Genomic DNA, 20,355 nt, shown 5'->3' with positions numbered 1-20,355 from the left:
ATGATAAAAAAATTTATAAACAGACCGGTTTTATCCACGGTAATTTCCATCATGATTGTTGTTTTGGGAATACTTGGATTGGTATCTTTGCCGGTCACACAGTATCCTGATATTGCGCCGCCAACTGTGCGAATTTCAGCAAATTATACCGGAGCAAATGCGCAAACGGTAATGAACAGTGTAATTATTCCAATTGAAGAACAGGTGAATGGAGTAGAAGGAATGGATTACATTTCTTCTTCCGCCGGAAATAACGGTTCCGCCTCAATTCAGATTTTCTTTAAACAGGGAATAGATCCAGATATCGCGGCGGTGAATGTGCAGAATCAGGTTCAGCGTGCAATTCCGCTTCTTCCTTCAGAGGTTACAAGATCCGGAGTTCAGGTGAGCAAGCAGCAAACCAGTGCTTTGATGTTCTTGACTTTCTATACGGCAAACCCTAAATTAAATGAGGTTTGGTTGCAGAATTACATGAACATTAATATTATTCCTGAATTGAAAAGGGTTAATGGTGTTGGTGATGCCCAGGTTTTTGGTGGAAAAAATTATTCCATGAGAATTTGGTTGGATCCTGCAAAAATGGCCGCATATGGTTTGGAGCCTTCCGAAGTTTCTGCGGCGATCAATGATCAATCCAGAGAAGCAGCAGCCGGAGCATTAGGTGAAAACAGCGGAAGTTCATTTCAATATATTATTACGTATAAAGGAAAATATAATGAAGTTGACCAGTTTGAAAATATTATTTTGCGAGCACTTGGAAATGGAGAATATCTTCGTTTAAAAGATGTTGCAGAAATTAAATTGGATTCTCAATCGTATGCCGGAATTGGTGAAAATAATGGACGCCGTGCTATCAGTATGGGAATCTTCCAAACACCAGGTTCCAATGCGCAGGAAATTATTAAAAATATTAAAGTCTTTTTGGATGCCACCGAAAAAACTTTTCCAGAAGGAGTTGGATATACCATTAACTTTGATACAAACGAATTCCTGGATGCTTCTATTCATAAAGTAATTACCACTTTGATTGAGGCCTTTATATTGGTGTTTTTAGTAGTTTTTATTTTCCTTCAGGATTTTAGATCTACTTTAATTCCAGCAATTGCAGTTCCTGTTTCGATTATTGGAACATTCTTCTTCCTGAATTTATTTGGTTATTCACTTAACTTGTTGACGCTTTTTGCTTTGGTTCTTGCTATCGGGATTGTCGTCGATGATGCGATTGTCGTCGTAGAGGCCGTTCACGCAAAAATGGAAGGCGGGATTACTGATGCCAAAAAAGCAACAGTAGAAGCGATGGATGAAATTACAGGAGCGATTATTTCAATTACTTTGGTAATGGCGGCGGTATTTATTCCGGTAACTTTCCTTAAAGGACCAACTGGAGTTTTTTATCAGCAATTTGGGATTACCTTAATTATTGCAATTTTAATTTCAGCCGTTAATGCATTAACATTAAGTCCTGTGCTTTGTGCGATGTTCCTTAAACCGCCAGCACATCATTCTCAAGAATATGCAAGCATGAATGTGATGCAAAAATTCTTTACCAAATTTAATACTGGATTTAATGCCGGAACTAAAAAATATGGACAGTCATTCAAATATCTTTTAAAACATAAATGGGTTACGCTGATCATTTTCGCCGCTGGTGGAGTTACTTTCTGGTGGGCAAATTCAACGATGCCTACAGGATTTATTCCTAAAGAAGACCGTGGAATTCTCTTTGCAGATATTCAATTGCCACCAGGTGCTTCAATGGAAAGAACCTATAATGTATTAAAGGATTTACAGGAAGAAGCAAGAAAAATTCCAGGAGTTCAAAACGTTACTTTTACAGCGAGTAGAGGATTTATGTCAGGACAAGGTTCCAACGTTGGTCAGGCATTCGTTAAGCTAAAACCTTTTAAAGAGCGCGGAAAAGCACAAGGTGAAAGTGTAGATGATATTACTAAAAGACTTTTTGGAATAGCAGGTAAATATCCGGATGCGAAGATTATTTTCTTCTCTCCACCAAGTGTACCAGGATTTGGAACCAGTGATGGTTTCTCCACCGTTTTATTGGATAAATCGGGAGGTGATATTAATGAATTGAATAAAGTAACTCAAAATTTTGTTGGAGCATTAATGCAAAGACCAGAAATTCAGTTTGCTTCAACATCCTTTAACACCAACTATCCACAGTATGAGATGGTGGTTAATGTGCCTCGGGCAAAAGAAAGTGGTGTTACTTTGAACAGTATTTTGAGTACAATGCAAGGTTATATCGGTGGAATTTACTCTTCTGATTTTACCAAATATGGGAAACAGTTTAGAGTAATGATTCAAGCATTACCGGATAACAGAAAATCCCCGGAAAATTTGAACTCTATTTTTGTAAAAACCAATTCAGGAGCGATGGCGCCTATTTCACAGTTTGTTACTTTGGAAAAAAGTTTTGGTCCACAATCGCTGGAGCGTTACAATCTATTTACTTCAGTAGCAATCAATGGTTCCAGTAATCCTGGTTATTCTACAGGTGATGCAATTAAAGCGGTGCAAGAAGTTGCTGCAGCCAATTTGCCAGCCAATTACGATGTTGAGTTTACAGGATTAACGAAAGAAGAAATGAAAGCAGGTTCTCAAACCTATGTTGTGTTCCTATTGAGTTTCCTATTCGTTTACTTTATTTTGGCTGCACAGTACGAAAGTTATTTACTTCCGTTTTCAGTATTGTTCTCATTGCCTTTGGGAGTAATTGGAGCATTTTTCGGACAGCGTATTTTCGGATTAGAAAATAATATTTATTTCCAGATTGCGATTATCATGTTGATTGGTTTGTTGGCAAAGAATGCAATTTTGATTGTAGAGTTTGCGGTACAACGGCGTCATCATGGTGAATCAATTGCCATGTCTGCGATTAATGCTGCAAAAGCAAGGTTACGTCCGATTTTGATGACTTCATTTGCCTTTATCTTTGGGATGATTCCATTGGTGTTTGCAACCGGAATTGGTTCTGTTGGTAACCGTTCTATCGCAACGGGTGCTGCTTCAGGATTATTAATCGGGACTTTCTTTGGACTGATTGCAATTCCTGTATTGTACGTGATTTTCCAATATCTTCAGGAGAAAGTTGTTCCACTGAAAGACAAAGAAATCAACCTCGGAGAATAATTGAAAGTCAAAAACTTTTATGAAAAAAAAAAAATGAATAAATACTTCAATATAAAAACACTTTCAGTTGTCTTTTCAGCGTTCGTTCTTACTTCATGTATGACGCGCGAGAAATATGAAAGACCGAAAGAAGTCATCAGCGAAAATCTTTTCCGCACCGATTTATTACCGAAAGATTCAGTAAGTATGGCAACTGTTTCGTGGAGAGAAATTTTCACCGATCCAGTTTTGCAAAAGCATATTGCGAAAGCCTTAGAAAATAATTTAGATGTAAGAGTCGCGCTGCAAAATATCAATGCAGCGGATTCTTATTTAAAGCAAAGTAAAGCGGCCTATTTGCCAACCCTTTCTGCAGGTCCGAATTATACGTTTCAAACTCAATCTTTGAATACCCAGTCGGGGAAGCTTTTGGGTCAAAGAGTTTACGGTAATCAATTCGATATCACGGCAAATGTTGGTTTGGAATTGGATATTTGGGGAAAACTGAAAGCACAGCAAAAAGCACAATTAGCCAGTTATTTGGGAACTGTTGCAGCACATCAAGCCGTGAAAAGTGATTTGGTTGCGTCCATAGCTTCGGCTTATTACCAGCTTTTAACTTTTGATGATCAAAAAAGAATCATCAATGAAACCATTATTTTAAGAAACAAAAACTATGAAACCACCAAAGCGTTGAAAGATGCCGGAACGGTAACTGAAGTCGCAGTTCAGCAAAGTGAAGCGTTGGTTTTCAATGCAGAATCGATGTTGATAAATATTGATGTTCAGATTGCTTTGCTCGAAAATACGCTAAGTGTTTTGATGGGCGAACCTGCTCATTCGATTGAAAGAACCAGTATTGCTGCGCAGAAAATGCCGGTGAGTTTGAAGTTGGGTTATCCAGCCAATTTGTTAGAGAATCGTCCAGATGTGAAAGCTGCTGAATACAATCTGATGAATGCTTTTGAATTAACGAATTCCGCGAAAGCACAATTTTACCCAAGTTTAAGATTGACCGGAAGTGCTGGGATTGCGTCCAAAGATTTGGATCAGTTGTTCAGTGCAAGTTCTCTTTTTGCTAATGTTGTCGCAGGTTTAGCACAACCGATTTTAAATAAGAGACAGATCAAAACGCAGTATGAAGTTAGTTTAGCACAAAAAGAAATTGCTTATCTGAACTTTAGAAAATCATTATTAAATGCCGGAAGAGAAGTTTCTGATGCATTGAAAATTTATCAGTCGCAAGACGGTTTCATTAATTTAAAAAAGAAAGAAAGAGACGCCTATAAAAACTCCGTGAACTATTCCCAGGAATTGGTGAATTACGGAATGGCAAACTATCTGGAAGTCATCAATGCAAGCGTCAATCAACTGAATGCTGAATTGAATATTTCAACTGCTGAATATTCTAAATTAGATGCAGGAATTGAATTATACAGAGCATTAGGCGGTGGCTGGAGGTAATTTCTAAAAGTGAAAGAGGGATTGAAATTTTTCAAATGAGTTTATATTTTATTGCAGTTGTTCCGCATAAGGAACTTCGTCAGAAAGCCAGAGTTTTCAGTAAAGATTTTGCTGAACGGTTTAATTCTGTAAAGTCATTTGAAAATTTCCCTCATATCACTTTGATCAAACCTTTTCATTTCGATGAAAATCAGGAAGACGTTTTGGTGGAAAATTTTTCTGTAATGAATTTGAAATCCTTTACTTTTGAGGTGAATCTTAAAAACTTCGGATGTTTTCCAAATAAAGACAAACCGGTTATTTTTATAAAGCCCGAAAGTTCAACCGAACTTCAGCAGTTATATGATGAGGTTCAGCCAAGTATGAAATTTCATTCTTATGCAAAAATCCATCCTCATCTTACGGTTGCATACAAAGATTTAAGTCCTAAAAATTTTCAGAAAGCTTGGGAAGAATACCAAACAAAAACTTTCGAAGATTCTTTTTTAGTAGACAAGATCTGTCTTTTCAAACATGAAAATAAAAAGTGGAATCTTCTTAAAATCAAATATTTGAATTGATTATTTATTTGGCACGAATGCACGAATATTTTAGATTTGTTTAAAACTTATTCGTGCATTCGTGGCAATTTTTTATTTTAAATATTTAAAGAATTCCCACATCACAATTCCACCACAAACAGAAACATTCAAAGAGTGTTTTGTTCCCAACTGCGGAATTTCCAGGAAAGTATCGTAATACGAAAGTGCTTCGTCGCTTAATCCATCAACCTCATTTCCTAAAACCAAAGCGTATTTTTCATCTTTATTAATGGGATAATCGGTGATGATTTCCGAACTCGTCGTTTGCTCGATTCCAACAATTTTAAAGTTTTCCTTTTTTAGATTTTGTAGTGCTTCTGCAATATCTCTTTCATAAACCCAATCCACGCTTTCTGTTGCGCCCAAAGCGGCTTTGTGAATCTCACGATGTGGCGGTTGCGGTGTAATTCCACACAAGACAACCTTTTCAATTAAGAAAGCATCTGCCGTTCTGAAAATCGCACCAACATTATGCATGCTTCGAACATTATCTAAAACCACAACAAGCGGCGTTTTTTTGGTCTCTTTAAAGGTTTCGATATCTATTCTGCCTAATTCTTCGAGTTTCAGTTTCTTTGTGGATGACATTTTCGTATTTTTGGCAAAATTAAGGTTTTTCAATCTTAATGTTTTAAGTTAAATAATTTTTAAACTCAAGTCCGTGGCTAAAGAAAAGAAAGAAACTCCTTTAATGACGCAGTACAATACCATCAAGGCGAAATATCCTGATGCGCTTTTGCTATTTAGAGTGGGAGATTTTTACGAAACTTTCGGGACAGATGCGATTCGAACCTCGCAGATTTTAGGAATCGTTTTGACGAAAAGAGCAAACGGTGAAGGTCATATCGAACTTGCCGGATTTCCACATCATTCAGTTGATACTTATTTGCCAAAACTCGTGAGAGCCGGACTTCGTGTTGCGATTTGTGATCAATTGGAAGATCCAAAAGGCGTGAAAGGAATTGTAAAACGTGGCGTGACTGAATTGGTCACTCCCGGCGTAACGTTTAACGAACAGGTTTTAACTTCCAAGAAAAATAACTTTCTACTTTCTATTCATAAACAAAAAGAGAAATACGGACTGGCTTTGGTTGATGTTTCGACTGGAGAATTTTTAACTTCAGAAGGAAATCTTGAACAACTGCTTCATATCGTCGGAACTTTTGATCCGAGTGAAATTATTTATCAAAGAACTACAGAACTTCCTGCGCAATTGAAAAACCGCAATTCTTTTAAATTGGAAGACTGGGCTTTTCAATACAATTATGCCTACGAAAAACTGACCAATCATTTCAAAACCAATTCATTAAAAGGTTTCGGAATTGAAGATTTAAAATTAGGAATTGTCGCAGCCGGCGCTATCTTTGCTTATTTAGTTGAAGATACGCACCATGCACTTTTACAGCATATTACAAAAATAAAACTGATTCCGAAAGATGATTATCTGATGATGGATCATTTTACGTTGCGCAATTTAGAAATCGTTTACTCAAGTCACCAGACTGGAAAATCTTTGCTCGATATTATCGATAAAACTTCAACTCCGATGGGAGGAAGATTGTTAAGAAGAAGATTGATTTTGCCTTTAAAATCCGTCAATGAAATCAACAGAAGATTAGATTTAATTGAATTTTTTAATAAAGAAGAAAATCTGAAATATGAGATTTTACAATTATTAAAATCGATTTCAGATTTAGACCGTTTGATGGGAAAATTGGCTTCAGAAAAAATTTCACCGAAAGAACTCGGTTACCTTCGTCAAAGTTTGATTAATATTCGAAATATTAAAGAATTACTTCAGCCTCACGGTGAGGTTTTGACTTGGTTATCGCCGCTGATTAATTTGGATGAACTCATTGAATATTTAATTAATTATTTGAATGAAGAACTTCCCGTTAATATTTCAAAAGGGAATGTAATTAAAACCGGCATTTCAGAAGAACTCGACCATTTGCGCGGACTTCAAAGCAAAGGAAAAGGTTTTCTTGATGAAATGTGTGACCGTGAGGTGAAACGCACCGGAATCACAAGTTTGAAAATTAATTTCAATAACGTTTTCGGCTATTTCATTGAAGTTAGAAATTCTCATAAAGATAAAGTTCCGGAAGACTGGATTCGCAAGCAAACCTTGGTGAATGCTGAAAGATACATCACCGAAGAACTGAAAGAATACGAAGAGCAAATTCTCGGTGCGGAAGAAAAGATTTCAAAAATCGAACATTTGTTATACCGGAAAGTTTGCGAAAATGTGATGATTTACATCGATCAAATTCAGGAAAATTCGAGAATTATTGCTGAATTGGATTGTGGAGTTGGATTATCAGAACTTGCTGTTTCTGAATCTTATACGAAACCGGTTTTAAATGAAGGTTTTGAAATTGATTTAAAAGAAGCGCGACATCCGATTATCGAAAATGCTTTGCCTTTGGGTGAAAAATATATTCCGAATGATTTGTTTTTAGCGAAAGATTCGCAACAGATTATTATGGTTACCGGTCCGAATATGGCGGGTAAATCGGCGATATTAAGACAAACTGCAATCATTTGTTTAATGGCACAAATCGGAAGTTTTGTTCCGGCAAAACACGCAGAGATCGGAGTTTTAGATAAAATATTTACAAGAGTTGGAGCGACCGATAATATTTCTTCCGGCGAATCAACGTTCATGGTGGAAATGAATGAAGCCGCGAATATCTTAAATAATATTTCTGAAAGAAGTTTAATCCTATTAGACGAAATCGGACGTGGAACTTCAACTTATGACGGAGTTTCGATTGCTTGGGCGATTGCGGAATATCTGCATCAACATCCAACGCAACCGAAAACTTTATTTGCCACGCATTATCATGAACTCAATGAAATGACGGTTAATTTTGAAAGAATTAAAAACTTCCACGTTTCGATTCAGGAACATAAAGGAAGTATTATTTTTCTTCGGAAATTATTGTCTGGCGGAAGTGAACACAGTTTCGGTATTCACGTGGCAAAGTTGGCTGGAATGCCTGCAAAAGTAGTAAACCGTGCCAACGAAGTTTTGAAAACTTTAGAAAAAAGCCGTTCTCACAGTGGTTCCAAAGATTCTGCAAAAGCGATTACCGATGAAAGTCTGCAACTTTCTTTCTTTCAATTAGATGATCCAGTTTTAGAAAATATTCGGGAAGAATTGCTAAAGATTGATATTAATACTTTGACGCCGATTGAAGCGTTAATGAAGTTGAATTCGATTAAGAAAATGATTGGGCGATAAAATCGCTGGGATCCGAATTAGTATTCAGTGGAAAAATGATGAATTTATTCGCAGACGATCGTAAAATACTGCGTGAAGTGCGATCTTACATTTGCTCCATCAAGAGTTGCTGGATTCCATCTTTGTTGGATTGATCTCACCACTCGAATTGCTTCTTTGTTAAGTTTTTGATTGCTGCCAGTTGCTTTTACATCCATTAGAGCACCATTTCTTTCTATAATAAATTCAATCCTTGTTCTTTGCATGCCACTTTGGTTGCAGTCAATATTTTCAGTTATAAAACCAGAATAAACCAATTGGCTGAATGCTTCGTTACCCTCTGGAAAAGTGGCTGGAATTACCTCACCCTCTAATATTACATCTCTATTCGGTAGTGGAGAAGTTTTAGTAGTTTTCTGGGCGAAAAAGAATGAACTAAAAAATAGAAATATAATTAAAAATTGTTTTTTCTTCATAATAAAAAAGTGGTTAGGAATTGACCCCTAGTTAAAATCCAGATTTAAAGGAACTCGATATCGGTATCGAACTGGTTGATTGTCAATTTTAGCTGGAACCCACTTTGTTTTTATTTTAGAAAGGGCACGAATTGCTTCTTTGTTAAAACTTTCATTTGTTCCGATTGCTTTTATATCAGTAATGGATCCGTCTCTTTCGATCACAAATTGGAGTTCACAAGATTCTTTTCCCTGACCTCTAACTTTTTTTTCTCTGAAATTATCTGCAATCATTTTGCGGAAATTTTGCAAACCGCCGTCTGGGAATTCAGCCATTTGTTCGGTAATGGCATAAGCATCTTTTGTACTTTCTTGCGAAAAAACAAACCCGGAGATAAGAAGTGTAAGTAATAAAACGAGTTTTTTCATAGTTATATTTTACTCAAAATTCTGCAAATCAACCAGTTTTCTATACACCCCGTTTTTGTCGTATAATTCTTGATGAGTACCTTGCTCGATGATAACTCCGCGTTCCATAACAACAATCCAGTCTGCTTTTTGAATGGTTGAAAGTCGGTGAGCAATGACAAGCGAAGTTCGGTTTTCCATCATTTTTTCTAAAGCGTCCTGCACGAATCTTTCACTTTCAGTATCTAAAGCAGAAGTTGCTTCATCCAGAATCATAATTGGTGGATTCTTTAGAACTGCTCTCGCAATTGAAACTCTTTGTTTTTGTCCGCCCGATAATTTATTTCCGTCGTCACCGATATTGGTGTAATATTTTTCTGGAAGATGATCGATGAATTCGTGTGCGTTTGCAATTTTCGCTGCAGCCATCACTTCTTCTTCGGTAGCATCGGGTTTCCCCATCAATATATTATTGAAAACCGAATCATTAAATAAAACGGATTCCTGCGTAACCATTCCCAGAAGATGACGGTAATCGGTCACTTTTAAGTTTTTAATATTCTCGCCATCAACTAAAATTTCGCCTTCAGAAACATCGTAAAAACGGGCTAACAAATTGGCAATCGTCGTTTTTCCAGAACCGGATTGTCCTACCAGAGCGATGGTTTTTCCTTTCGGAAGAATAAGATTAAAATTCTTTAATATCACATTATCTTTATCGTAATAAAAACCGATATTTTTAAATTCAATCTGATTTTTTAAAGTAGAAACTGGAACTGGATTTTCAATTTCATCTACTTTTAAATCGTAATCCAAAACTTCTGCAACACGATCTAAACTCGCCATTCCACCTTGGATATTAGAAATAGCACTCGATAGTTTTTTTGCTGGATCCAGAATTTGAAAAAACATTCCGATGAAAACCAGGAAAGTTTCCGGCTCCATGGTTTGTGAAGTAAGGATTTGAACACCCGCAAACCAAGTGATAATTAAAATGGTTACAGAACCTAGAAACTCACTCATTGGTGAAGCCATTTCCCGACGACGACTCATTCCGATGGCATATTTCTTCCAATTGTCAGTGGTGCTGTTAAATCTGTTTTTTAGGATTTTATCGGCATTGAAAATTTTAATGACTTTCGAAGATTTTAAGGTTTCATCAACCAAAGAAAATAAATTCCCTAATTCCTCTTGTGCAGCCGTCGCTTGTCTTTTCAAACTTTTTCCAACCCAGGCAATAATCCCGCCCATAACCGGAAAAACGAGTAGAGAAAATAAAGTTAGTTGTGGTGAAAGGATAAACAGTGTAATCAGCGAAGTGATAATCATAAATGGAGAGTTGATGATGTCTACCAAGCTTCCCATAATTCCACTTTCTACACTTCCGATATCATTTGAAATTCTCGACATCATATCTCCTTTTCTTTTTTCAGTAAAAAATGAAACAGGCAATTTTAAGAATTTATCATACATCGCAGTTCGCAAATCTTTAGTAATTCCAACACGGTAATTAACTAAGAGATAAGCACCTAAATAACGAAATAGATTTCTAAGCAAGAAAGCTGTCGCAGTGATAGCACAAAGAATTGCCAGAACTTTTACGGCGCCATGATTATCAATTTTCGTCTGAATGGTGTAATACGCCCAATCCTTTGCGTAGCCGAAGAAATCAACCAGTCTTCCTGAGTTAACTGGTGGTTTTGAAGTATCAACTTTCTCTACCGTTCCAAACATTAATCCTAAAATTGGGAGCATTGTTGCTACAGAAAAAATATTGAGTACCGAGTACATGATGTTGCAAAACATGCTGATGAATAGATATTTCTGATGCGGTTTTGCGAAAAAGAGTATTCTTTGGAAAGGTTTCATTAAGTGAAATTAGGTGGCGAATTTACGGAATTTTCAATTGTGCGTTTGATTAATTGAAATTGACTTTGTCAGTATATTTTGGAGCGAAATTCTTAGGAGTTAATTTCTCTATCGTTTTACCAAAATTATTAATGATTTGCGTTAAATTATCGAAATCTACAATTTCTAAATCGTCGTTCAACTGATGATAATGTTTTGCTTTGGTCATATCAACAGTTGATAATGAATGTGCTATTATTTTCTTTTTTACAAAACTTACATTGTCGGAGCGATAAAAAAGTTGTTGTTTTTTGTAGGGATCAGGCTGGATTTTTAAATTGTTTACAGCCTTCTCGTTGAAAAGTTCATCCAAGTCTGAAAATTCGTCACCAGTCATATATAAGGTGTTCGGGCCAAATTGAGAAACCGTCGCAATCATTTCAAAATTAAACAATGCCGCAATATTCTGCTGTTGTTCCTGCAAATCTGGAATTTCAACAATCGCTTTCGATCCTTTCATTCCTTTTTCTTCACCATTAAATGCGATATACATTAGAGAAAAATCTGATTTTTTTGTTTTAAAGTAATCTGCTAAACCGATGATTGCAGTTACGCCACTTGCATTGTCATCAGCGCCATTAAATACTTTATCCTCGGTGTTTTCGCTTGTGCCGATATGATCAAAATGTGCAGAGAAAGCGAGAGTTTTTTCAGATTTCCCTTTTTTAATTCCACATACATTATAAACGATTTTGCCTTTGTATTCAAATGGAATTAAATAGGAATCGCCAATACAGTAACTTAATTTATTGTCTGCGAATTGTTTAGCAATATAAACTGCCGCGGAATCATTTTCGGGAGTTCCGATATCGCGACCTTTCATTTCGTCAGATGCTAAGTGGGATAAGACTTCGATGACTCTTTTCTTTGAAACTTGTTGGGAAAATAATAATGAGGAAGTACCGATTACAAAAAGAAGGAGAACTTTTTTCATGTTGAGTTTATTTGTTAAAGATAAAAATTTAAATGAAAAGATAAAAAAACAGCTCCCCAAAAGGAACTGTTTCACTCAAAAAAAATCGTTGTAAGTCTAACGGAGTCTGTCCACAGATTTTACGAGCCTTTCGTCTTTCCGGATATATACATTTGCAATGAGCAAACATATAATAGATAATAACGGGAAAACAGGCTCAATACCCTTCTCAGGAAAATTAATTCCTCCGGATAAAGTGAGTAGCCAATACGCCAATAAACCGAGCAACAAAGCGTTTATAATCATACTGATGTTATTCAGCTGGATTTGTCTTTTGCGGTCTTTATAACTTAAGATACTGATGAATCCAAATAATACGAGAATCACACAAGCTACAGATATAAAAGGTGTGGATCCAAAAAGGGAAAAGTCCTGACCTGTAACAAATAAAAAAACGGCGCCTATAATCGCCAGAAATATCCAAACGGTCTGTATTCTTTGCAACATATTATTCTATTCTGACTACAAAAATAACAATAATTTTTGCATAATTAAAAAATAAACGTAGATTTGCATTACAAATGACCTATAAAAGAAAAGTCACCCGACCTAACTTTCTTACTTACAATTACTTATAATTTACTTTTTGCGTAACATTTATGTTCAACATTGAAACATTAAGGTCAAAATCCGATTCCGATTTGACTAAAATCACAAGCGATCTTGGCGTTAAAATTGCTAAAAACAGCACCGACAACGATAAGATTTTTGCTATTTTGGATTTTCAAGCATCCAATACAAAAGTAGTGAAAGATTACTACAGCGCGACCGAAACTCCTATGAATACAGAAGAACCAAAAACGCCGGCCCCGAAAAAGCCAGCAGTTAAAAAGCCAGCTCCAAGAAAAAAAGTAGAAAAACCTGTAGAGGATTCTGCTGAAACGCCGAAAGAGATGGCAAAAGAAGTTGCGAAAGTTACTCCTAAGGAAACAAAAGAAGTTCCTGTAAAGATTGAAGCGGAAAAGCCTATTGAAAGTTCAGAAACTGAACAGTCTGAGGCGCCTATGCAGAATCAACAAAAGAAAAAAAGACAACGTGTTGCGCCTCCAAAAGCGGAAACCGAAAATACTGAGAAAGAAGTTGTTGTAGAATCAGAAGCTCAACCAGAAGCGAAACCTACACAATCTAAAAATCAGAATCAGAATCAGAATTCCAATCCAAACCAGTCAGGTAAAGGAAACGGAAATGAAAATCCCAACCAAAACGGAAATCCAAACCAGTCAGGCAAAGGAAACGGAAATGAAAATCCAAACCAAAATGGAAATCCAAATCAAAATGGAAACGGAAATCCAAACCAAAACGGGAATCCGAACCAAAGCGGAAATCAAAACAAACAGCCGCAACATCAGCACAAAAATCAAAATCAACACAAAAACCCTAACCAAAATAAAAATCAACAAAGCGGTGATTCCAACGAAGAGCCAGCTAAAAAAGAATTTAATTTTGACGGCTTAGTTACCATTGAGGGAGTTTTAGAAATCCTTCCTGATAATTATGGTTTCTTGCGTTCTTCTGATTTCTCCTATATTTCCTCTCCCGACGATGTCTATGTATCGACGAATCAGATTAGAAATTACGCCTTGAAAACTGGAGATACTGTAAAAGGAATTGTGAGATTGCCGAAAGAAGGTGAAAAATATTTCTCTTTATTAAAGCCGACGGAAGTTAACGGAAGAGATCTTGAATTTATTAAAGATCGAGTTGCTTTTGAATTTTTAACGCCACTTTTCCCAGAAGAGAAATTTAATTTAACAGGGAAAAATGCAACACCTTCCACCAGAATTGTAGATTTATTTACACCGATTGGTAAAGGACAACGTGCTATGATTGTAGCACAACCGAAAACTGGTAAAACCATGTTGTTGAAAGAAATTGCGAATTCAATTTCTGCCAATCATCCGGAAGCGTATATGATGATTTTACTCATCGACGAAAGACCGGAAGAGGTAACTGATATGGAACGAAGTGTGAATGCAGAAGTAATTGCTTCTACATTTGATGAGCCAGCAGAAAAGCACGTAAAAGTTGCCAATTTGGTTTTGTCGAAAGCACAAAGAATGGTAGAATGTGGACACGATGTTGTTATTTTACTAGATTCAATTACGCGTTTGGCAAGAGCTTACAATACAGTAACGCCGGCTTCAGGTAAGATTTTATCGGGTGGAGTTGATGCCAATGCATTGCACAAACCGAAAAGATTCTTCGGAGCTGCCAGAAATATTGAAGGCGGTGGATCATTAACAATTATCGCAACAGCATTAATTGATACTGGTTCAAAAATGGATGAAGTGATTTTCGAAGAGTTCAAAGGAACTGGAAATATGGAATTACAGCTTGATCGTAAAATTGCAAACAAACGAATTTTCCCAGCCATCGATTTAACTTCTTCCAGCACAAGAAGAGATGATTTACTTTTAGAAGATACCGTTCAACAAAGAATGTGGATTTTAAGAAAGTATTTGGCAGATATGAATCCTGTAGAAGCAATGGAATTTGTGAACAGAAGTATTAAAAACACTTTAAATAATGAAGAGTTTTTGATGTCAATGAATAAATAAATAATTGAAATTTACCTTTAAAGGAGATTTTACCTTAATATAAAAACCGTTTTTCGAAGCGGTTTTTTTCTTGATGTCTATGTTAAAGATTTATTAAAGTAATCCACGCTTTTTGGAATTGGTCTAAATAATGGTTAAATTTGACTATTAACATTTAATACAATAAAATTATGTCATTCGAATTACCAAAATTAGGATATGCGTACGACGCATTAGAGCCAACTATTGATGCGAAAACGATGGAGATTCACTATACAAAACATCATCAGGCATATATCGATAACTTAAATAAAGCAATTGCAGGAACTGAGTTAGAAGGTAAATCTATTGAAGAAGTTTGTAAAACAGGAACTGATAAAGCTGCGGTTAGAAATAACGGTGGTGGACATTTTAACCATTCCCTTTTCTGGGAAATCTTAACTCCAGGTGGAAGTAAAGAACCTGTAGGAAATGTAAAAGCAGCAATCGAAGCTTATGGTGGTTTTGAGAAATTCAAAACTGATTTCTCTGAAGCAGCAAAAACTAGATTTGGTTCAGGTTGGGCTTGGTTATGTAAAAAAGCGGATGGAACTGTTGCAGTTTGCTCAAGTCCAAATCAAGATAATCCATTAATGCCAGTTGCAGATTGCCAGGGAACACCAGTTTTAGGACTTGATGTTTGGGAGCATGCCTATTACTTGCATTACCAAAACAGAAGACCTGACTATGTTTCTGCGTTTTTCGACGTTGTAAACTGGGATAAAGTAGAAGAGAAATTCAATAAATAAATTGAAATAACTCCATATAAAAAGGTTCAGAATTTTCTGAACCTTTTTTGTTTTTCGATGTTTTTTTATTAATAAAAATCCTTTCTAATTTATATAAAATCGAATTTCATGTAAATTAATCAATCGCACTTAAGCCATTTAATTTCAAACCATATTTCCATTTTACAAAGGCGAAAACTTGGTATAGTTTATACTCGAATTTAATTCCGTAATTAATGTTGGGATCATAATCAATTGATGATTCGATGATGTTTCTATATCGTCCGGAGAAATAATAGGAATTCCATTCGCTGACCAGAAATTGGTTTTTGCTTTTCAAATAACTTTCAGAATACATGTTCATCGGTTTCGCGATCGCATTAATGAAATAAGTAAACTGACTGTCGAGAACATCTAAATCATATTCACCATCATCATTTTTCTGCGCATGAATTGGAGTGTTATCTTTACTCCGATCCGCGATATTATTTTGGCTGGAGCAACTTATAGTAAGTACAAGAATGCTTAGGAGAAATAGTAATTTTTTCATTGGGAAGTTTTTATTAATTCATCAAATTTACAGCCAAAAAAAACCGTTTCGAAAAACGGTTTTTAGTTGATGATAATTAGTTCGCTTCTCTTTGTATAACCACAAAGGCGGGGAAGTGATCACTATATCCACCAGTGAAAGTATCTCCGTTCCAAGAGCGAAGTGGATAACCTTTCCAGCTTCCTTCTCTGTTGATGAGATATGGTGGTGCGAATATTTCTGTTTTATATACTGAATAACCTTTACCAACTTCATCAGAAATTAAGTTTCCTGAAACAATAATTTGATCAAAAAGGTTCGGTGCGTCCTGATAAGCCAAAGAAGCAACTCCCTTTTTAAATAAAGGATACATTAAATTAAGGTAAGGTGTCTCTGGACTCAAATCTTTTGGACTTGCTACCGCTTTTAAAACATTTTTCAAACTGGTATTTACAGGGTCATCATTAAAATCTCCCATTGCAAATAATTTTGTGGTAGGATCTTTCAATCGTACGCTGTCCATTTGTTCTTTTAAAACTTTAGCTGCTGCATTTCTTCTAGGTAATGAACGGGCTTCACCACCACTTCTTGCTGGCCAGTGATTCATAAAGATGGCGATTTTTTCGTTATCCAAAAATCCAGTTGCTACGACAATATCACGAGTGTAAGCTCTTTTTCCGTTTTCATCGTAGATTTTAATTTCTTTCTTTAAAGAATTACTTGGTGTAAATCTTCTTTTCTGATAAATAATCGCAACATCAATTCCACGTGCGTCATAAGAGTTGTAATGGATGATTCCATAATCGTATTTTGCAAGAAGTGGATGTTTAATCAAGTCTTCGATTACCTGTCTGTTTTCTACTTCGATTAATCCTAAAATAACAGGTGCCGTTTTGGTGTATTGAGCGCCCATTTCAGATATTACTTTCGCTTGATTAGCGATTTTAATATTGTAGTTTTTGGTATTCCAGTTTTTTGCACTTTTTGCCGTAAAGTCATCTGCAAGAATTTGCTTACGAACTACTTTCTTTCCTTTCAATAATTCATCTCTCCACTCACCGCGGTATTCTTCGGTTGTTTCAAGGTATTTCAGGGAATCTAATGGTACACTTCTGTGGAAAGCTGGGTTGCTTATATCTTTTGTTCCATCGATGTAGTCTGCAGACGCAATTGTGTCCCACAGGTTTTCTACATTCATAAATCCGATTGTCGCCACTTTTCTAAGTTGACCTTTCTGTTGACTAAATATAAAACAGAACGCCATTAAGAATGCAAAACTTAAAATTTTTCTCATTATAATCTTTAATTATATTATTAATGCAAAGTTAGCATAAATATATTTTTGAAAATATTAAATTTTCTATTCTACTAATATTTATCATATTTAGCATTGGTAATGTGTTAAAAAAATGTAAAGTATTATAATTATGCTTATTTTTGCTTCAATTAATTTACTGAATTGATTTTTAATTCAAACAGCGAAAAATAAATTATCAACATGATTAAAAAATTATCTTTAATCTCTATGTTTACCTTGCTTCCAGCATCGTTTTATTTTGCACAAACTACGGTTTATGCTTATTTAAAAGATGCAAATGGTAATGCGGTGGAAAGTGCAGAGATTGATTTAAAAGGATCTGGTAATGATGTAAAGGCAGACAAAATTGGGTATTTCCAGTTCGTCGATCTTAAAACAGGACATTATCAAATTGTCATTTCTAAACCGAATTTCGAAACCAAAGTAATGGAGTTCGATATTAATGACGAGAAAAAAAAGGACTTGGGCGTTGTTACGCTTTATTCTAGTTTAACTGGAGCGGACCAAGGACTTGCCATTATTGAAAGTAGTGGGGATGAAGAAAACACCAGTCAAGGAACAACGATTGGTCTTTTGCAATCTTCACAAGACGTATTCAGTAGAATTGCGGCTTTTGATTTAGGTGCTTATTGGTTCCGACCAAGAGGTATTGATGGTAGATCCGGAGAAACAATGATGAATGGGGTTTCTATGGTGAAATCTGATAACGGAAATGTAGACTTTGGAAACTGGGGAGGTTTGAATGAAATCACCCGTTATCCTGAGACTTCAGCTAATCATGCTCCTTCTGAGTATGCATTTGGTGGAGCAAGTTCTGTTATTTATAAAAACACCAATGCTAGTGAATACCGTAAAGGTTTCCAGGCAACTTATTCATTAACCAACAGAAATTATAGAAACCGTGCGTCTCTTCGCTATAGCTCAGGAATGAGTAGAAGCGGTTGGGCATTTACCGCAATGGCTGCCAGAAGATGGGCACAGGAAGGAATCCAGGAAGGAACTTTCTACGATGCTTGGGGTGGTTATTTAGGAATTGAGAAGAAAATCAATGATGCTCATACCATTACTTTAAATGCATTTGCAGCGCCTTACACTAGATCTACTGCGAGTCCAAGTACGCAAGAAGTTTATGATTACAGAGGCGTACATTATAACTCTTATTGGGGATGGCAAGATGGTAAAAAAAGAAGTGAAAGAGTAAAATCTGGCTTCCAACCTATTTTCCAGATGCAGGATTTCTGGAAGATTAATAAAAAATCAAGTCTTCGTACCGCAATTTCTTATCAATTCGGTAAAGATAAAGGAGCGAGATTAGACTGGCAAAGTGTTCCCAACCCATCGCCAACTTATTACAGATACTTACCTAGTTTTTATGATTCTTTAGATCCCAATGCTTCTGTAGCAGTACCGAATGATGGAACTCCTACAACTGCACAACAAGCTTACCAAGATGCTTTGGCAGGATGGCAAAGTGGAGATGCAGCATATACTCAATTAAACTGGGATGCATTATACAGAAGAAATATGAGCCAGCCAGCAGGAACTTATTATGGAGAAACTGGTAAACGTGCGCTTTATTTTCAAGTTGCTGATGTAAGTGATGATAAAATCTTCAACGCAGGAACTCATTATGTATACGACTTTAACAGTACTTCTAAGTTCTTGTTAAATGTATCTTATGAAAACTACAAATCTAATTTATACCGTGAAGTAAAAGATCTTTTAGGTGCTGATTTCGCATTGAACAGAGATCCATTTGCTGCAACCAACCAACCTGGTAAAAGCGGACTTTACAATGAAGGGGAAACCGACGTTGCAAAAAGAGTAGGTGATAGAATTAATTATGATTACAGTTTCGCCAGACAGGAAATTAAAGTGAATCCAGGTTTGAAAATCCAGACAGGTCCATTTGATGTATTCGTTTCTGGTTTAGCTGGCTATTCATCTTCATCTAGAGAAGGTCATTTCCATCATTATTTATACAAAGATTCTTACGGAAAAAGTCCGGATTATAAATTCTGGGATTTCGGCTTGAAAGGACAGGTGATTTACAAAATGAACGGTAGAAACTTCTTGGTTTATAATGGAGCTTACTTTTCACAAGCACCTTTCTTAGAAGATCTATTCATTAATCCAAGAGTAAATGCTTCTACGGCACCGAATGTAAGAAATACTGTAATTAATGCAAACGATTTGAGTTACGTAATTAACAGTCCATTCTTTAAAATGAGATTAACTGGTTATTTAATCGAAACTCAAAATGACACTAATGTTCAGAGATTCTTTGCAGATGGTATTCAAATAGAATCAGCAGGTCAAGACGGAGCGGTTGCGAATGTACAAAGTGCTTTTGTAACTCAGATTATGTCGAATGTTGAGAAAAGAAATATCGGTGCTGAATTAGGGGTTGATGTTAAAATCTTACCAACTTTATCAGTTCAAGGTTTAGCAAGTTTTGGACAGTTTACCTACAGAAATGATCCGAATGTTTATTTCGCATCTGATGCTACAGGAACTTTCGAAAACGGAAAATCTTACCAGGACTTAGGTAAAGCTTATTTGAAAGATTCAAAACAAGGTGGAACTCCACAACAGGGATATTCATTAGGGTTTAGATATAACTCTACGAAATACTGGTGGTTTGGAGCAAACGTGAATTATCTTGATGATAACTTCCTGGATCCATCTGCATTATTAAGAACAGAAAGATTTGTTCAGAATACAGTAACTGGAACTCCGTACGCAGGTCTTAATGAAAATGAATTAAGAAGAGTATTGGCACCAACCAAACTTCCTTCTGCTTATTTCTTGAATGCCAATGTTGGTAAATCATGGAGATTAGGAGCTTATTACGTGTTGCTTACGGCATCTGTAAATAATATTTTAGATAATACTAAATATATTACTGGTGGATTTGAGCAAACAAGAAGAGTAACATTCCCTGGATATATTGAGGAAAGCAATAGAGAATTCCCATTATTCGGGCCGAAATATTGGTACACTCAAGGTAGATCGTATTTCGTAAACCTTCAAGTTAGATTTTAATTAATAATCAGAATT

15 protein-coding genes are annotated in these 20,355 nt (G+C 35.9%); 7 read left to right on the top strand and 8 right to left on the bottom strand.

What is annotated here, in order from left to right; translation table 11 throughout:
• The 3 genes from Q73A0000_RS11660 to Q73A0000_RS11650 are packed head-to-tail and all read left to right on the top strand — an operon-like array spanning position 1 to position 5,153.
• Positions 1 to 3,150, top strand: coding sequence for an efflux RND transporter permease subunit (locus Q73A0000_RS11660; RefSeq protein WP_193811114.1), 3,150 nt, complete (start codon positions 1 to 3; stop codon positions 3,148 to 3,150).
• Positions 3,151 to 3,183: 33 nt separating this feature from the next.
• Positions 3,184 to 4,593 (top strand): efflux transporter outer membrane subunit, encoded by a 1,410-nt coding sequence (locus Q73A0000_RS11655; RefSeq protein ID WP_193811113.1) that lies wholly within the window; start codon positions 3,184 to 3,186, stop codon positions 4,591 to 4,593.
• Between the two features lie 35 nt (positions 4,594 to 4,628).
• Positions 4,629 to 5,153 carry a 2'-5' RNA ligase family protein gene (locus Q73A0000_RS11650; RefSeq protein ID WP_193811112.1) on the top strand — a complete coding sequence of 175 codons (525 nt, stop codon included), beginning with the start codon at positions 4,629 to 4,631 and terminating at the stop codon, positions 5,151 to 5,153.
• Between the two features lie 72 nt (positions 5,154 to 5,225).
• Here the strand turns inward: Q73A0000_RS11650 and Q73A0000_RS11645 are convergent, their stop codons facing one another.
• Positions 5,226 to 5,762 carry an RNA methyltransferase gene (locus Q73A0000_RS11645; RefSeq protein ID WP_193811111.1) on the bottom strand — a complete coding sequence of 179 codons (537 nt, stop codon included), beginning with the start codon at positions 5,760 to 5,762 and terminating at the stop codon, positions 5,226 to 5,228.
• 73 nt (positions 5,763 to 5,835) lie between these two features.
• On the opposite strand from Q73A0000_RS11645, the gene mutS reads away from it, so the two are divergent.
• Positions 5,836 to 8,421, top strand: a complete 2,586-nt coding sequence (gene mutS, locus Q73A0000_RS11640) for a DNA mismatch repair protein MutS (RefSeq protein WP_193811110.1) — start codon at positions 5,836 to 5,838, stop codon at positions 8,419 to 8,421.
• 44 nt (positions 8,422 to 8,465) lie between these two features.
• Here the strand turns inward: mutS and Q73A0000_RS11635 are convergent, their stop codons facing one another.
• The 5 genes from Q73A0000_RS11635 to Q73A0000_RS11615 all read right to left on the bottom strand — a co-directional run bounded on the left by Q73A0000_RS11635 (position 8,466) and on the right by Q73A0000_RS11615 (position 12,591).
• A complete protein-coding gene (locus Q73A0000_RS11635) occupies positions 8,466 to 8,876 on the bottom strand; it encodes an energy transducer TonB (protein ID WP_193811109.1) in 411 nt (136 codons plus the stop codon).
• A gap of 27 nt (positions 8,877 to 8,903) precedes the next feature.
• Complete coding sequence (locus Q73A0000_RS11630) at positions 8,904 to 9,284, bottom strand: energy transducer TonB (RefSeq protein ID WP_193811108.1); 381 nt, start codon at positions 9,282 to 9,284, stop codon at positions 8,904 to 8,906.
• 9 nt (positions 9,285 to 9,293) lie between these two features.
• The gene (locus Q73A0000_RS11625; protein ID WP_193811107.1) at positions 9,294 to 11,132 is read right to left on the bottom strand and encodes an ABC transporter ATP-binding protein; all 1,839 of its coding nucleotides are present in this window, start codon (positions 11,130 to 11,132) and stop codon (positions 9,294 to 9,296) included.
• A gap of 49 nt (positions 11,133 to 11,181) precedes the next feature.
• Positions 11,182 to 12,105, bottom strand: coding sequence for a M28 family metallopeptidase (locus Q73A0000_RS11620; RefSeq protein WP_193811106.1), 924 nt, complete (start codon positions 12,103 to 12,105; stop codon positions 11,182 to 11,184).
• Between the two features lie 96 nt (positions 12,106 to 12,201).
• A complete protein-coding gene (locus Q73A0000_RS11615; RefSeq protein WP_193811105.1) occupies positions 12,202 to 12,591 on the bottom strand; it encodes a DUF4293 family protein in 390 nt (129 codons plus the stop codon).
• Between the two features lie 152 nt (positions 12,592 to 12,743).
• On the opposite strand from Q73A0000_RS11615, the gene rho reads away from it, so the two are divergent.
• Both rho and Q73A0000_RS11605 read left to right on the top strand, forming a co-directional pair.
• Positions 12,744 to 14,702, top strand: a complete 1,959-nt coding sequence (rho, locus tag Q73A0000_RS11610) for a transcription termination factor Rho (protein ID WP_193811104.1) — start codon at positions 12,744 to 12,746, stop codon at positions 14,700 to 14,702.
• 170 nt (positions 14,703 to 14,872) lie between these two features.
• Positions 14,873 to 15,469 (top strand): superoxide dismutase, encoded by a 597-nt coding sequence (locus Q73A0000_RS11605; protein WP_193811103.1) that lies wholly within the window; start codon positions 14,873 to 14,875, stop codon positions 15,467 to 15,469.
• A gap of 115 nt (positions 15,470 to 15,584) precedes the next feature.
• On the opposite strand, the gene Q73A0000_RS11600 is transcribed toward Q73A0000_RS11605, so the two are convergent.
• Positions 15,585 to 15,998, bottom strand: a complete 414-nt coding sequence (locus tag Q73A0000_RS11600) for a DUF6146 family protein (RefSeq protein ID WP_193811102.1) — start codon at positions 15,996 to 15,998, stop codon at positions 15,585 to 15,587.
• A gap of 76 nt (positions 15,999 to 16,074) precedes the next feature.
• Entirely contained in the window at positions 16,075 to 17,271 is a 1,197-nt protein-coding gene (locus Q73A0000_RS11595; protein WP_193811101.1) for an endonuclease, read from the bottom strand.
• Positions 17,272 to 17,475: 204 nt separating this feature from the next.
• On the opposite strand from Q73A0000_RS11595, the gene Q73A0000_RS11590 reads away from it, so the two are divergent.
• The gene (locus Q73A0000_RS11590) at positions 17,476 to 20,340 is read left to right on the top strand and encodes a TonB-dependent receptor (RefSeq protein WP_193811100.1); all 2,865 of its coding nucleotides are present in this window, start codon (positions 17,476 to 17,478) and stop codon (positions 20,338 to 20,340) included.
• The last annotated feature ends 15 nt before the right edge of the window (positions 20,341 to 20,355 follow it).

Source organism: Kaistella flava (ex Peng et al. 2021), assembly GCF_015191005.1.
In the GTDB taxonomy this organism is placed as follows: Bacteria; Bacteroidota; Bacteroidia; order Flavobacteriales; family Weeksellaceae; genus Kaistella; species Kaistella flava.
The sequence above is the reverse complement of the archived record's forward strand: the minus strand, read 5'-3'. Positions and strand labels throughout refer to the sequence as shown.